Raw genomic sequence first — 13,922 nt, 5'->3', positions numbered from 1 at the left:
TGCTAACGACCCTCGTTTGAAAAAGCTCGCGCGTTTACGCGCACTCTGCTGCGGCCTTGAGCACGATTGGGAGAGCGAAGATGATTCCGTTGCTGACCGACGCCATCCAGGCACACGGCGGCCTGAACCGCTGGAACGCCCATCGCACTCTCACCGCAATGATGTGGTGGCAAGCTTTAGGCATTGAAGGGTGTCAGTCAGGACCAAAATCCCCCGACGCTGCGGGTCGACCTGCACCGACAGTGGGGTTCCGTGGAGCCTTTCGGGAAGACCGGCCAGCGCATTGACTTTACTCCCGAACGCATTGCCATCATCACGAGAGAAACGACCGTCGCGGAACGACGAAATCCGCGCGACTCGTTTGCCGGACATGACATGCGGACCAGTTGGGACGTGCTGCATCACGCCTACTTCAGCGGATGCGCTCTCTGGACCTACATGACAACTCCGTTCCTTCTTGTAATGGACGGATTCCAGGTTCGCGAAATCGAACCGTGGCGCGAAGGAATCGAGATCCGGCGCGGTCTGAGGGCGACGTTCCCCGCAACGATCGCGAGCCACTGCGTCGAGCAGGATTTTTATTTCGGCCCCGACATGCTTATGCGTCGGCACGACTACAAGGTCGAAATCGCTGGAAACTTTGCAGTGGTGGTCGCAAAGCAGGGCCGCTCTTCATGGCGTTGCCGCCGCCGTCCAAGGCGCGCGCTCCGCTCAGCACGTTCGCGAGGCCTCCTTCGCTGCGACGCCTGCCGAGCAGTTCTTCAAGCGCTCGATCATCCATCGCCCGGCTGGCCCCGGAGGCTCGCCTTCCCGATAGACTGCGAACATGGGCAGAGGCAGTCCTCCAGGCGGCGCCTCTTCAATCGAAAGCTCGACCAGCCGCCTTCCGGCGTGGAGTGGCATGCCTAAAGCTGCCCTCATCGGCAGCAGCCACGAACATCCGCAACTGGTCGATACGCTTTCAAGCATCGACCACTCCATCGGTCCAGCCGATGGATAACATCAAAACATGCTGGCTACACCCGATGCCAGCCACCCCTCATTTTGTGCATGAAGGCGGCGTTGAGCGCCCCCGACCAAGGAACGGCCCAAGCAGCCGAAGGAGCACACGATGACACTTCGCACGCACACATTCACGCCTGCCCGCCTCGGACGCCACGTCCTGCCAAATCGTCTGGTCATGTCCCCGATGACCCGCAGCCGCGCCAGGCAGGACGGCACGCCGGGAGAACTGGCCGCCGAATACTATGCCCAGCGCGCCAGCCTCGGCCTGATCGTGGCGGAAGGCACGCAGCCTTCGGACGACGGACAGGGCTATCTCACGACGCCGGGCATCTACACCGCAGCACATATCGCCGGATGGAAGAAGATAACGACGGCCGTGCATGACAAGGGCGGTCGCATCTTCATCCAGCTCATGCATGTCGGGCGCATGTCGCATCCCGACAACACGCCGCACCATCGCCAGGCCGTTGCGCCGTCCGCCATCGCACCCGCATCGCAGATGTTCACCGCAACGGGGATGCAGGACATTCCGGTACCGCGCGCATTGTCGGCCGAAGACATCGGCCAGACCGTTGCCGACTTCCGTCACGCCGCGCGCGCGGCCATTAAGGCTGGCGCCGACGGAGTCGAGATCCATGGCGCCAACGGCTATCTCCTGCAGCAATTTTTCGCCCCGAACGCCAACACGCGCACCGACCAGTATGGCGGTTCCATCGAAAACCGGACCCGCTTCGCGATCGAAGTTGCCAAGGCCGTCGCCGAGGAGATCGGTGCGGACAGGACGGCGATCCGCTTGTCTCCCGGATCGACGCTCGGCGGTATCGACGAGGGTACCAGCAGCTCGGATCTCTACCGCTATCTGGTCGCCGAACTCGACAAACTCGGCCTTGCCTACATCCACGTCATCCACAACGGCGATGACATACTGATGGCCGACCTGCGCGCGCGGTGGAAGCAGGCGCTGATCCTGAATCGACCCGGCCGCCCACGCGACCAGATCGGCGGAGATGTGGCTTCGGGACTGGCCGACCTGGAAGCCTATGGGCAGATGGTGCTCGCCAACCCGGATTTCGTCGTGCGCTTAAAAAACGATGCGCCGATGAACACGGCAGACCGCACCACCTTCTTTGGCGGCACCGCACAAGGCTACACCGACTATCCCGCGCTTGTGGCCACCGCCGCCTGAACCGCGCGACGTTTGTCCGTCATCGATCGAGCTGCGCGGCCGCGCGGCTCAGAGCCGGCCAGATCTCGGCGCAGCAAAATTCCCCTCATACAGGAGTCATTGCCATGACGATTATCCGTTATCTTCCCTTCGCCGGCCGGCTGATGATCGGTCTTCCTTTTGCCATGAGCGGCTTGAGCAAGCTCGGCGCCTATAGCGCCACAACCGGGATGATCGGCGCCGTCGGATTGCCTTTCCCACCACTGGCCTTCGCCGTGGCTGTCGTTGTCGAACTCGGCGGTGGTCTGCTGCTCATTGCCGGGTATCATGCTCGCTCCGTCGCCGCTGCTCTTGCCCTGTTCTCGCTTGCAGCGGCGGTGTCGTTTCACAACAACTTTGCCGATCAGAACCAGATGATCCACTTCCTCAAGAACGTGATGATGGCGGGTGGGCTTCTGCAGATCGCGGCATTCGGCGCCGGTGCGCTTAGCATCGACAATCGGCGCAAGGCTGGCAGCATAGGTTCAAGCCCGGCCGTGGCCGCTTGAATATCTGCGACGGCGTTCTCGCTCGTGGTCTTGAGCGTCACGAACCGAGCCCGATCACCACGTTGAGAACGTCGTTGGCGCTCGCTCCCTGACCTTCTTGCAACAGAACAATCCTACGTCAACGCATCGTATGCCGCATTCCATGCCAAGTGGAGAAAACCATGTCCAACACGGTATCGACCTTGTTGCTTCGCAACCTCCACGATGTGTTTGGCGAAATCGACCCCACGCGTCGACGCGCGGCGATCGACGAGATCTTCCACGAAGACGCTGTGTTCTGCGACCCCAAAGGCGGAATTTTCCGCGGCCGCGACGAGATCGACCGTATCGCCACCGTGATCAAGGCGTCTCATCCTGACTTTCACTATCAGCCGATCTCCCAACCTGAGGAGATGGGCGATGGCGGCCGGGTCCGGTGGGTATCGGGCAGCCCCGGCAAGCCGCCCGCTTACGCCGGCACCGATTTTGCGATCGTCCGGGACGGCAAGATTGCCGCCGTCTATCTCTTCTTTGACGACCTCCCCAACTGAACGCCGTCCCGAGCGACCACCATTGTGAGTGCCTTCTCGAAGTTCGCGTAATCGCACGACATCATGAGCAGGAGGAACGCCGTTCAGCTCAACGGCTTTTCGCCAATGGTAACCGTCACGTCGCGCGCCTCGCCGCGACGCAATACGCCAAGTGTGACCGCAACGCTTGCACTGTCTGGCCCCAGTCTGCGGATCAGTCGCGTGGTCCGCGCACTGGCGCGCAAGGCATCGCCTTCGCCATCGCTTCCAACACCGCCAGTTTCGTCATTGCCGAAATCATCCGCTTCGGCCATGTGCGCCGCGCCTTCATCGGGGTCTCGGCCGACAGTTTTGCGGGACGAGCGACGAGCCCACCGATTCCAGAATGTCTCCGCCGCCTTGAACCGTTGCCATCTTGCGCAGCATCCCATCAGGAATGCGATGACGTTGTCGACTGCCTCGTCTGCCGGCGTGGCATTAGCGATCGTCAATCGATGGCCAAACGACATTCCTAGCTAAACAATCAAGCAGGAGCACGGGATCGAGCCATTCGGTCGAAACGCAATCTACTGGATCACTCGTCTCTTCTCGGTTGGGCATGCTGATGTACCAAACACTCGCTGTTTTTTGCGGAGCTTAGGTTTATAAACACAATTGCATGACACGTTTGGTCAAGTAACGCGCAGGTGTAATTGGGCAAGGTAACCGCCGATGCAAGGTATGGGACAGTCCCCGCTGTTCGCCTCCATGCGCGGCTGGAGCCGCAAGGACCTGGGCGGTGACGCCTTCGCTGGCCTGACACTGGCTGCCATTGCCATCCCCGAGCAGATGGCCACCGCGCGCCTCGGCGATCTCTCGCCCCAGGCCGGCTTCGTCGCTTTCCTGGCGGGCACCGTAGCCTTCGCGCTGCTCGGCTCGAGCCGCCACATTTCCGTTGGTGCGGATTCCACCATCACGCCGATCTTCGCGGCGGGCCTTGTGATTTTGGCCGCGTCTGGCTCGCCGCATTACCAGGCGCTGGCTGCGTTGCTCGCGCTGATGGTAGGCGCCACAGTATCGGCCGCCGGCCTGCTGCGGCTCGGCTGGGTCGCCGATCTGCTCTCGGTGCCGGTCACGGCCGGCTTCCTTGCCGGAATATCGATCCATATCGTTACCTCGCAACTTCCTGAACTGCTCGGCCTGCACCCTGGAAGCGGAGACGTCTTCCACCGCATCGCAGCGGTCTATGGCGGCTTGGGTGACATCAATCCCTATAGCGCCACCATCGGCATAGCCGTGTTCGCCGTCGTCGTCCTGTGCGAGCGCATCAGCGCGCGTGTCCCCGGCGCGCTGATCGCACTAGCGGCGGCCACGCTCGTGGTGGTCGCCTTCGGTCTGCCGGCGCGCGGCGTCGCGGTCCTCGGCACACTGCCGGCCGCCTCGCCTGGCCTACGTCTGCCGGAGGTGACGTTCGGGGACATGCGTACGCTGGTGCCGCTAACCCTTCTGGTCACCATCGTCATCATGGTCCAGACGGCGGCCACCACGCGCTCCTTCGCCGGCAGCGGTACTTCGGGCTCTGACGACGTCAACCGCGATTTCATCGGCGTCGGCGCGGGCAGCCTGCTGTCCGGCCTCGCCGGTGCGTTCCCGGTCAATTCCAGCCCACCCCGCACCGCCATCGCGGTCGAGACGGGCGGGCGCTCGCAGGTCGCCGGCCTGCTGGCCGCGGCCATCGTGCTGGCGCTTGTGCTGTTCGGCACCGACCTTTTAAAAAACGTGCCGCAGGCGGCGCTGGCCGGCATCCTGTTCTTCGTGGCTATGCGTATCTTGCGCTGGCAGACCTTCATGGCAACGCTGCGCCAGGCACCGACGGAATTCTTGCTGATCGCCACCACCGCGCTCGCCATCGTGGCGCTGCCGATTGAGATCGGCGTCGCCATCGGCATCGGCCTGTCACTGCTGCACGGCGTGTGGACCATCACCCAGGCCAGGGCGATCGAGTTCGAGCACGTGCCGGGCACCTCCATATGGTGGCCACCGGACGGCAAGCCGGCGGGCGAGCGGATCGCAGGCGTGCTGGTAGCAGCGTTCCAAGCGCCGCTGTCCTTCGTCAACGCAGATCGCTTCCGCCAGGACTTCCACGCGATGGTGGGGGAGCGCGCGGGCAGCCTGAAGCACGTGGTGTTCGAGGCCAGCAGCGTCATCGACATCGACTATACGGCGGCGCAGACCTTGCGCGAGGTGATCACCCATTGCCGAGACGCCGGAATTACCTTCTCGATCGCTCGGCTGGAATCGGTCAGAGCGCAGAACGCATTGGCACGCTTCGGCATCACCGCCATGCTGGGTTCGGCCGGGGTCTACCGCAGCGTCGACGACGCCGTACGCGCACTGACGCGTGGACAGGACGCAGTGCCGCCCTCTGCCAATGGCAAGGAATGAGCCATGCCCACGAACATCCTACCTGTCCTGCACACCGTTTCCGTGAGTACCCTGCGGCCTACCCAGATGACGGTCGGACTGCGCGAGGTGGCGCGGAAGCGCAAGGATATCCGGGCGATGACCGTCGGCAAGACCGGGGTTTTCCTGGCCGGGCATTCCCTTCCCGCCGTCGTCGGACCGAAGGGCCGCTACTACATTGTGGACCATCATCATCTTGCGCTCGCCCTGCATCAAGAGGACATCGAGCAGGTTCTCCTCACGGTGATCTGCGATCTTTCTGCGCTCGACAAGGACGCCTTCCTGATCGTGCTGGATAACCGCGCCTGGATGCACCCGTTCGATGCCTCCGGCAGGCGCCGTCCCTACAACGATCTTCCCAAGAGCGTTGACAAACTCGTCGACGACCCCTTCCGCAGTCTGGCCGGAGAGGTCAGGCGCCTAGGCGGCTATGCCAAGGACACCACGCCCTTCGCCGAGTTCTTGTGGGCGGACTTTTTCCGACGCCGGATGGACGCACGGGGCCTGGAGGATGATTTCCACAAAGCCGCCACTCATGCGCTGCGACTAGCACGGCAGAAATCGGCCGGCTACCTGCCCGGATGGAGCGGCCCTGACAACTGAACAAGCAGCACAGACCACGATTCAAACGCGATCCTATATGCGGTGCTCATTAGCAACATCATTCGATGAGCTCAAAAAAGCATTTCCGCTTCGGTGGACCGGATATGGAGCGGCTACAATCAATGCATTTCCTGGGGTCGCCCCCCCCCTCAGCCGTTCTGGATATGCGTTTTGGCAGGATGAGAGGACAGAAGTCGGGCGGTCTCGGACCGATCGACATGGCCTATGATCAGCAGGCCGTAGAGCGAAGGGAGGTCTCCTGCAGCGGTTCGCCGCAGGACATTGATTTGTTGCTTCAAGGCCAGAGTTTCTGCATCAAGCGCAACTCGCTGCAGCATCAGTGGCCTCCAGCAGCATAAATTTGGTAAAAGGTGACGACAATTTCGAGCGCGATCAGCACAACGATAATGAGTTCAAGGCGTAGCGATCGGCGTGTATCGATGATGTCAGCGAGAGTGTTGGCCGTTTCGGCCACTACGGCGAGCTTCCGGTTGAGTGCGTCGACGCGCTCTTTAAGTTCGTATTCGTCTTCGAGCCGTGCATAGAGCCGCTCCAGATCTGGGCGGTCCCATAAAGCATCGGGTTTTTCCGCTACCGCAACACGACCCGATACCCGGTGCTGTACCAGCAGGGCATTTCCGAGCAATTTCAACATCCCTTTTCGGTTCCGCCGAGTGCCTCCGTGATCTGCCAGCTCTTTCGCAAATGGCTCGATGATCTCGAACACTTTTGCCACTTCGCGTTCATCATGGGCAAGCACAACGCTCTTCGCAAGGACATCGGCAATGACAAGAAGCCTTTCGTGCGACATATCCCGCAACTGAATCGGTCCTCCCGCCTGAACCTGGTCCTCGGCTTCACTGGCAAGCGCAACGATCGCGGTTTCTTCCTCAAATCGCACGAACTCGCCACCGATCCGGGGCTTCAGCGTTTCCAAAAAGTCGACCTCATCTTCGGGCGAAAGGCCGATCAGCACCGCGACGCCGTAGCGAAACAGAACGGCGACACCAGCCTTGCCAACCCGGACCGCGAGCGGGAGCGCCGAAAGCACTTCTCCCTCGAAGCCCATCGTATTGATCCGGTCTCCAATATACAGGGCATGTGCGGTGACCCGTGTGCCCATTTCCGCGGAGATAATTGCCGGTTTGGTCATCACGACATCTCCCCAAAGTCTCCGCGCTTCATGCAGCGGTTCTTCAGCAAGCGTTCATTTCTCGCACACTATCCCGCTCAAGGCGTTCGGCAATTGGCGGGTCCGACTGCTCGCGCGGTCGCGGCGTCGCAGGGAACGTGGAGGGCGTTGCTCATTTGCAGTCAATGTAGGGTGCGCACGCCAGGAGAACCAGCGAGAGCTGACCGAGCCGCCTTGGAGTCAACGGTTGGATGTATGGCAGTCCGATCCGATCGATCGGCGCTCACGCAGAACCTGAGAAACAGCGTGCAGGCGACCGCTCTTGGCGCAAGGCGCTTGTCGCTTACAAGAAGGTTTGTAAGATTTGTCCGGAAGCCTGCGGTTTGAGTCTCAGGGCAAATGCTCACGTTTTCGCGTTGTGAAGATATCAATTTCGTTGTGCGGTCCAGTACCCTGAGCATCGCGCATTTCCTGCGTGGCCGTTCCATGTCCCGCGGCCAGAAACACTGGAGAGTCTGCCTGAGCCGGAGGCGTATTTATCCTGAACGGTCACCGAAGCGCGAACCGCGCCAGATTTTGCGACGTATCCTCTGAACTTCACGAGATTAGGATGCGTCACAACTCCGTTAGAAATATTGACGGTGAAGTTGTAGGTAGGATCGCATGCGCCTCGTTGCGTCACGAAGACGAGATCCCAAGAACCATCGTAGGCCGATCGTGCGTTTGCGGTATGCGCTAGGACAACGAAACAGATTATTGCCGTCGCGCAAAGCGAAAGCCTTTTCATAATCATTTCTCCCAAGCATGGTCAGAGTAGCTTGCTCCTTTAACGAAACGCATCGCTTAAATGGGGTCCGCCCTGAACCATTTCAAATGGCCTGAACAGCGATGCGATCGCGGAAAGGCTCTAGCAGGCTGTTGAAGAAGTTTCCCACGGAGACGGATATGGAATGGAGTCAGCGTGATCTGCGGGCGGCGCCACCATCAGGGTCCTGATCGAGCATCTTGACGGTGCACGACTTGTGTTTCACGCGGCGGCTGCCAGGAGTTTGGGCAAGCGGATCAGGTTGTAGGCCGCCAGCGCCAGGGTGAAGGTGGCGTTGACGCGGTCGCGGCCTCGCAGCTTGATCTTGGCAAGTCCGGCGGAGGCCTTGATCCAGCCGAACACCTCCTCGATGCGCTTGCGACAGCGTTGGCTGACGGCATATCCGGCATGACGGAGAGTCCTCTGGTCGATCGCGGTCTTGCGCGGCTTTCCGGTCTTGCTCAAATGCCCGTCGATGGCGATGTGCGGCGTGACCGAACGCCGTCTTAAGTCCTCGACGAATGCGGTGACGTCATAGGCCTTGTCGGCGCCCAGCGTGATCCGCCGCTCGCTTTGGCCGCGGTGGCAGTCGATCAGCGCCAACGCCTGATCCCGCTCCGCCGTTCCGGTCGCCCGGCTCACGCCACCCAGCACCGCCAGTCCGTTGCGGTTCTCCATCAGGGCATGGCCGATGTAGCAAAGCTTCGCCGGCTGGCCGCCGCCCTTCTTATAGAGCCGTGCCTCGGGATCGGTCGTGCTCTGATGCGTCTCGTTGCAGCGCTTCTCGTTGTGGAAACTGCGCTCGGCGTTGCGTCCCGGTCCATCACTGTCCTGGTCACCGCCGTCCTTGCGCCGGAAGCTCTTGATCGATGCCCACGCCTCGATCAGCGTGCCGTCGACCGAAAAATGCTCGCTTGATAACAGCCGCTTGACCTGGTGCTGCCCCATCAGCGCGTTCAAGAACTTCGCGGCGATCTCACCTTCAAGCAATCGGTCGCGGTTCTTCGAGAAGGTCGAGTGGTCCCACACCGGGTCGTCCACGCCCAAGCCCACGAACCAGCGCAACAGCAGGTCGAACTCCAGCCGCTCCATCAACTGCCGTTCCGAGCGGATCCCGTAGAATGCCTGCAGCAGCATTGCCCGAAGCAGCTTCTCCGGTGCGATCGAGGGACGGCCGAACGCCGTGTAGAGCTTGTCAAAGTCCCTCGACAGATCATTCAACGCCGCGTTCGCGATCTGTCGGATCGTTCGCAGCGGATGGTCGGAGCGAATCCGAGCCTCCAAGTCCACATAGCTGAACAGCGAGCCTGACCGTTCGTCGCTTCCCCGCATCGCTCCCCCCTCGACGCATCCGCATCAAGAGAATCATGCCCAGAACCGCTGCGCCAGAGACTTCTTCAACAGCCTGCTAGAGCAAGGTTACTTGCCTAGATTGCTTTAGTCGCCCTGGATCGATGCGGAGCGATTTAATCACGTCCGAATCTGGCGCAAGGTCTTTGTCAGCGTTCTCGTTGGTGGCGACTCAGCCAGCCGACTCGGAGCGGGTGCTTTGCCGAATGCGCCGGCGTATTGCGCCTGGCAAAGAAATCATTCTGGTCACCCATTTCTACTCCGAGCGAGGAGCCGTCGCCGCGATCGAGCGCTGGTCGGCACGCTATGTCGGCGCCATAGGACTACGACCGGACTTTCCGCTCTCGCGCCTCCTGCAATGGGCTGGGAGGCCGGACGGCATCGAATTCGCCGGAAGCGAGCCGGTCGAACCGCTGCGGGTTTTCACGGTTGTTCGTTTCCGTCGGCCGGCTGCCGGGCTCGCCGCCGCGGCATGAGCGGCGGCCGCGCGTGCGAGGTCCACACTGGCGCTTTCATATAGCTGTAGCTTGTCCGTGCTTGAGTGGCGCAGCAACTCAACGGGGGTTCGCCGAACAGGCGACTGCATCCGATGTCCGTCGTAGATCCTCCTACCCGTGCTGCCGGCTTCCGTTTCCGGCCGCCATTCGCACCAAACGGAATGAGCCAGGTCATCCCGGCGCTGCGGGCATATAGCGGATTGCAGGTTGTAGGCCGCGAAGCACTGCTCGACCAGGAGGTGCTGGGCCGCATCAACTCGCTCGAGATTCGTCTCGCCACCAAGGCCAAGCATGTGCGCCTGGCGCAGAAGCTGCGCTATCGTGTGTTCTACGACGAGATGTCGGCCACCCCCAACCCGGTCGCCTATTTGTCAAAGCGCGACATCGACCCTTACGACGGCATCTGCGATCATCTGATCGTCATTGACCGCTCGCTTCCCGCCAACGGGCGGTCGCGCTTCGGCGTGGTCGGCACCTACCGCCTGTTGCGCCAGAGCGTCGCAGCCGCGCATGGCGGCTTCTACGCCGCCCGGGAATACGACATCGGCGGGCTGCTGTCGCGCCACGAGGGCCTGCGTTTCCTCGAACTCGGCCGCTCCTGTGTGTTGCCGGCCTATCGCGACCGGCGCACCGTGGAACTGCTCTGGCACGGCATCTGGACTTACGTCGTCCGCCATCGGATCGATGCGATGATCGGCTGCGCCAGCTTCGAGGGCACCAACGCCGACCAGCTCGCGCTGCCGCTGTCGTTCCTGCATCACCACGCGGTGGCGCCCGATGCCTGGGCGGTTCGTGCGCGTCCGAGCCGCTATGTCGAGATGAACCGCATGGCCAAAAGCATGATCGATACCAAGGTGGCGATGCGGGCACTGCCACCGCTCATCAAGGGCTACCTTCGCGTCGGGGCTTTCATCGGCCACGGGGCGGTTATCGACCGGCAGTTCGGCACCACTGACGTCTTCATCGGCTTGCCGGTCGCCTCGATCAACCGCCGCTACATCGAGCACTTCGGCCCGGCGGCGGAGCGTCACGCCGCCTGACCGGCGACGTCGTGCGCGGCCTTGAGGCCGCGCACGCTCTCTTCGAGCCGGCGCGTGACCTCCTTGCGGTCGCTGCCCGGCGTGAAGGTAAGCGGCGCTCCCCATGAAACGTGGGCTTCAATCTCGCCGGCTCTCACTACGCTCAACAGGTGCGGCAGAAACGCCATATCGCCGTACCACGCAGCGACGCGCCGGTTCGATCGAGGGTACGATACGGCAAGCGGCTGGATGAACACCGCCGCCGCGCCGCTGTCTACAGACATTGCCGCTGCGGCCGCGCCGACGAGCGCCGAGCGGAACGGAAGAACCGTCGAGCCGTCACTCGACGTGCCTTCCGCAAACAGCACCACGGCATGGCCAGCGAGCATCCGTCCGGCGATCTCCTCGGCGGCGGTGCGGCTTTTGAGCTTGCGGTCGCGATCGACGAACACGGTCTGCTGAAGCTTGGCGAGCCGGCCGAGAAGCGGCCATCCGGCAACCTCGCTTTTGGCGACGAAGATGAGCGGCGTGCAGGCCGACAGCACGACAATATCGAGCCAGGAAACGTGGTTCGATACGATCAGCAGCGGCCGGCTGTGCGATGGCTCGCCGTCTACCACCACGCTCAAGCCGATCAGGCGGGCGAGACAGCGATGGTAAAGCATCGGAATGCGCCGGGCGGCGGGCCGCTTTGCCCATACCGCGACGATCTGGAACGGTAGCAGCAGGCCCGTAATAAGTGCGAACACGGACGCAAACCAAATCTGACGAAGCATGTGAAATGCCGCCATTCCCTGCCCGGTTCAACTCTCCAGGAGCCGCGGTTGATACCTAATGAGCTATTGTAATGGTTTTGTGATCCCCATTGCGACAGGGTACTGACGAGGAAACAAATCCATTGGCTGAGCAACGCCGCCCGGCGGCAAGATATACGACACATACGTTCGACAACGCCGCTAGATCTCCGGCGCGATTTGTCCGATGGAAGGTAAAGGTGCGGACGCTCGTCCTGCCGACATGCAACACCGAGGCGATGAACCTCCATCTCGCCGAAATCGATTTACCGGAATATCGATTCACTCACACCAAATGGCAACGGCGCGTCATGCGCCTTAGTCTTCGCGCGGACCTGCAAAGAACGAGCCGCAATCGGGCTCCGGTTGCGTCGAGAGACTGGAATCGATATCGCGGAAGGAGCAACCCGCCACTGTCGCTTGCCGATGGCCCAACAAAGAAGCATGACGTTCCGGCGGACCACCTGCTGTACACGACTAACCGCTCGGCGCCTCGATCCTTTCACGGTGATACCTGGACCATTGCGTACGTTGGAGCGATGGTTGAAGGACAGTCAGTTTGCCGCGCCACACGCCGCCGTGCCTGACGATAATCGGCGGTCCCTAACGACGTCCGAAACAGTGGCTGGTTGAGCAGGGTGGCCACGACATGACTGCAGCGAACCTGAAGGCAATAACGTCCCTCGCGACGGGCGAGATAGGAGACGCGCCATAGCAGCCCCATGGGTACATCACCGTGAGATGTCTCACAGTGGTCGGAACCTCAGGCAGTCATAAGGCGTTGAAATATCTTGATGTTTTCTGGTGGTAGCGAGGGAGGGACTCGAACCCCCGACCCCAGGATTATGATTCCCGTGCTCTAACCAGCTGAGCTACCTCGCCACGGCGTTCGTGGTCGGCCGAAGCCGTGAACGCGTGGCATATAAAAAGCCGCTCACGGGCCTGTCAAGCAAAGCCGCCCGATATGCCAGCTTATTGCGGGATAGTGCTTATTTTGGCCGCGCTTATTTTGGTCGCACGGTGGGATCGCCGCCGGGGCTGCCGGGTGGCGGGATAACCGGCATATTGCCGCCTTCCGGCGTCGGCGCGCGAATCTCCGGATCAACGCCCGCAAGCGCGCACACTACGCCGTCGGATTTCACCAGCTTGTCGCCCAGCGGCTCCCCGCGCTCGTTCGTCGTCGTTCCGTTCGGCGCGGCCGTGTCGTGATTGGCGCAACTCGCCGAGTTCGGGGAAGGGGCGGACTTCGCCATGGCAGGCGGCGTGGCCGGGGTCGGCGGCGCCTGCGCAAGAGCGATATCCGGAAGCGCAACAAGCGCGACCAACAAAAATGTGACCTTCATCCGCATGGCACGGCAACGAACGGCCACAGCGGATGTTCCGCCGGGAACCGGCGCGATCAGGATTTGCGATAGCGGATCAGCGAAAAGTGGCCCATCGGCGGCATCGGGCGATGCTCGGAGAGCGTGACGCCGCCGTGCTTGGCGGCCCAGTTCACGAGGCGCGCCCACGGGAATTCCGGGCGCCAGCCGAGCCGCCGCGCCAGCGGCGCAAACGCCAGTTCGAACAGGCGGCGCGGCCCGCGCTCGGCGCCAATGTGATTGACCAGAATCAGTTCGCCGCCAGGCTTCAGCACACGGATGAAATCGTCCAGTGTCGCTTCCGGATCCGGCACCGCGGTGATGACATATTGCGCCACCACTGCGTCGAAAAACGAATCCGCGAACGCAAGATGTTTGGCGTCCATCACCGCCAGCGTTTCGACATTGGTGAGATTGAGCGAACGCACCCGCTGCTGCGCCTTGCGCAGCATCGGTTCGGAAATGTCGACGCCGTAAAGTTTCGTGGTGGACGCATAATCCGACAGCGACAATCCGGTGCCGACGCCGACATCGAGGATACGCCCTCCGATCGTGTCGGCGATAGCGATGGTGGACTGACGGCCAGGATCGAAGACCTTGCCGAACACGAGATCATAAACCGGCGCCCAGCGGCCGTAAGCCCTGGCGACGCCTGCGCGGTCGATGTCGTTGCCCATGCTCCCCGCGCGCCC

14 protein-coding genes, 1 tRNA gene and 1 pseudogene are annotated in these 13,922 nt (G+C 61.9%); 8 read left to right on the top strand and 8 right to left on the bottom strand.

Annotation, left to right across the window (positions count from 1 at the left end; translation table 11 throughout):
• Positions 1–150: 150 nt before the first annotated feature.
• A complete protein-coding gene (locus NHAM_RS26405) occupies positions 151–612 on the bottom strand; it encodes a hypothetical protein (protein WP_157043526.1) in 462 nt (153 codons plus the stop codon).
• Positions 613–1,111: 499 nt separating this feature from the next.
• On the opposite strand from NHAM_RS26405, the gene NHAM_RS03680 reads away from it, so the two are divergent.
• From NHAM_RS03680 to NHAM_RS03655, 6 genes and pseudogenes are all read left to right on the top strand, one after another.
• A complete protein-coding gene (locus NHAM_RS03680; protein WP_011509296.1) occupies positions 1,112–2,191 on the top strand; it encodes an alkene reductase in 1,080 nt (359 codons plus the stop codon).
• A gap of 104 nt (positions 2,192–2,295) precedes the next feature.
• The gene (locus NHAM_RS03675) at positions 2,296–2,718 is read left to right on the top strand and encodes a DoxX family protein (protein WP_011509295.1); all 423 of its coding nucleotides are present in this window, start codon (positions 2,296–2,298) and stop codon (positions 2,716–2,718) included.
• 149 nt (positions 2,719–2,867) lie between these two features.
• A complete protein-coding gene (locus tag NHAM_RS03670; RefSeq protein WP_245269980.1) occupies positions 2,868–3,248 on the top strand; it encodes a nuclear transport factor 2 family protein in 381 nt (126 codons plus the stop codon).
• 215 nt (positions 3,249–3,463) lie between these two features.
• Positions 3,464–3,577 (top strand): annotated as a pseudogene (locus NHAM_RS27895) (serine protease); the annotation flags it as partial.
• Between the two features lie 361 nt (positions 3,578–3,938).
• A complete protein-coding gene (locus NHAM_RS03660) occupies positions 3,939–5,651 on the top strand; it encodes a SulP family inorganic anion transporter (protein WP_011509293.1) in 1,713 nt (570 codons plus the stop codon).
• A 3-nt stretch (positions 5,652–5,654) separates the two neighbouring features.
• Positions 5,655–6,272: a ParB-like protein gene (locus tag NHAM_RS03655; RefSeq protein ID WP_011509292.1), complete on the top strand. Its 618-nt coding sequence runs from the start codon at positions 5,655–5,657 to the stop codon at positions 6,270–6,272.
• Between the two features lie 149 nt (positions 6,273–6,421).
• Here the strand turns inward: NHAM_RS03655 and NHAM_RS03650 are convergent, their stop codons facing one another.
• The 3 genes from NHAM_RS03650 to NHAM_RS03640 all read right to left on the bottom strand — a co-directional run bounded on the left by NHAM_RS03650 (position 6,422) and on the right by NHAM_RS03640 (position 9,541).
• Positions 6,422–6,610 (bottom strand): hypothetical protein, encoded by a 189-nt coding sequence (locus NHAM_RS03650; RefSeq protein WP_041357660.1) that lies wholly within the window; start codon positions 6,608–6,610, stop codon positions 6,422–6,424.
• Positions 6,610–7,425 (bottom strand): RMD1 family protein, encoded by an 816-nt coding sequence (locus tag NHAM_RS03645; protein ID WP_011509291.1) that lies wholly within the window; start codon positions 7,423–7,425, stop codon positions 6,610–6,612. The genes NHAM_RS03650 and NHAM_RS03645 overlap by 1 nt, the downstream gene beginning before the upstream one ends.
• Before the next feature lie 1,006 nt (positions 7,426–8,431).
• Positions 8,432–9,541: an IS5-like element ISNha7 family transposase gene (locus tag NHAM_RS03640; RefSeq protein ID WP_011509106.1), complete on the bottom strand. Its 1,110-nt coding sequence runs from the start codon at positions 9,539–9,541 to the stop codon at positions 8,432–8,434.
• 224 nt (positions 9,542–9,765) lie between these two features.
• On the opposite strand from NHAM_RS03640, the gene NHAM_RS03635 reads away from it, so the two are divergent.
• Together NHAM_RS03635 and NHAM_RS03630 are read left to right on the top strand one after the other, a co-directional pair.
• Complete coding sequence (locus tag NHAM_RS03635) at positions 9,766–10,035, top strand: hypothetical protein (protein WP_049769284.1); 270 nt, start codon at positions 9,766–9,768, stop codon at positions 10,033–10,035.
• Positions 10,036–10,148: 113 nt separating this feature from the next.
• A complete protein-coding gene (locus NHAM_RS03630) occupies positions 10,149–11,096 on the top strand; it encodes a GNAT family N-acetyltransferase (RefSeq protein ID WP_011509289.1) in 948 nt (315 codons plus the stop codon).
• Here the strand turns inward: NHAM_RS03630 and NHAM_RS03625 are convergent.
• The 4 genes from NHAM_RS03625 to NHAM_RS03610 all read right to left on the bottom strand — a co-directional run bounded on the left by NHAM_RS03625 (position 11,084) and on the right by NHAM_RS03610 (position 13,907).
• A complete protein-coding gene (locus NHAM_RS03625; RefSeq protein WP_157043525.1) occupies positions 11,084–11,851 on the bottom strand; it encodes a lysophospholipid acyltransferase family protein in 768 nt (255 codons plus the stop codon). The two genes, NHAM_RS03630 and NHAM_RS03625, sit on opposite strands and share 13 nt — an antisense overlap.
• An 823-nt stretch (positions 11,852–12,674) precedes the next feature.
• Positions 12,675–12,751: transfer RNA gene (locus tag NHAM_RS03620), tRNA-Met, on the bottom strand.
• 122 nt (positions 12,752–12,873) lie between these two features.
• Positions 12,874–13,218: a hypothetical protein gene (locus NHAM_RS03615; protein WP_011509287.1), complete on the bottom strand. Its 345-nt coding sequence runs from the start codon at positions 13,216–13,218 to the stop codon at positions 12,874–12,876.
• A 50-nt stretch (positions 13,219–13,268) separates the two neighbouring features.
• Positions 13,269–13,907 carry a class I SAM-dependent methyltransferase gene (locus NHAM_RS03610; protein ID WP_011509286.1) on the bottom strand — a complete coding sequence of 213 codons (639 nt, stop codon included), beginning with the start codon at positions 13,905–13,907 and terminating at the stop codon, positions 13,269–13,271.
• Positions 13,908–13,922: the final 15 nt, after the last annotated feature.

Origin of the sequence: Nitrobacter hamburgensis X14, assembly GCF_000013885.1 — a bacterium.
Lineage (GTDB): Bacteria > Pseudomonadota > Alphaproteobacteria > Rhizobiales > Xanthobacteraceae > Nitrobacter > Nitrobacter hamburgensis.
The sequence above is the reverse complement of the archived record's forward strand: the minus strand, read 5'-3'. Positions and strand labels throughout refer to the sequence as shown.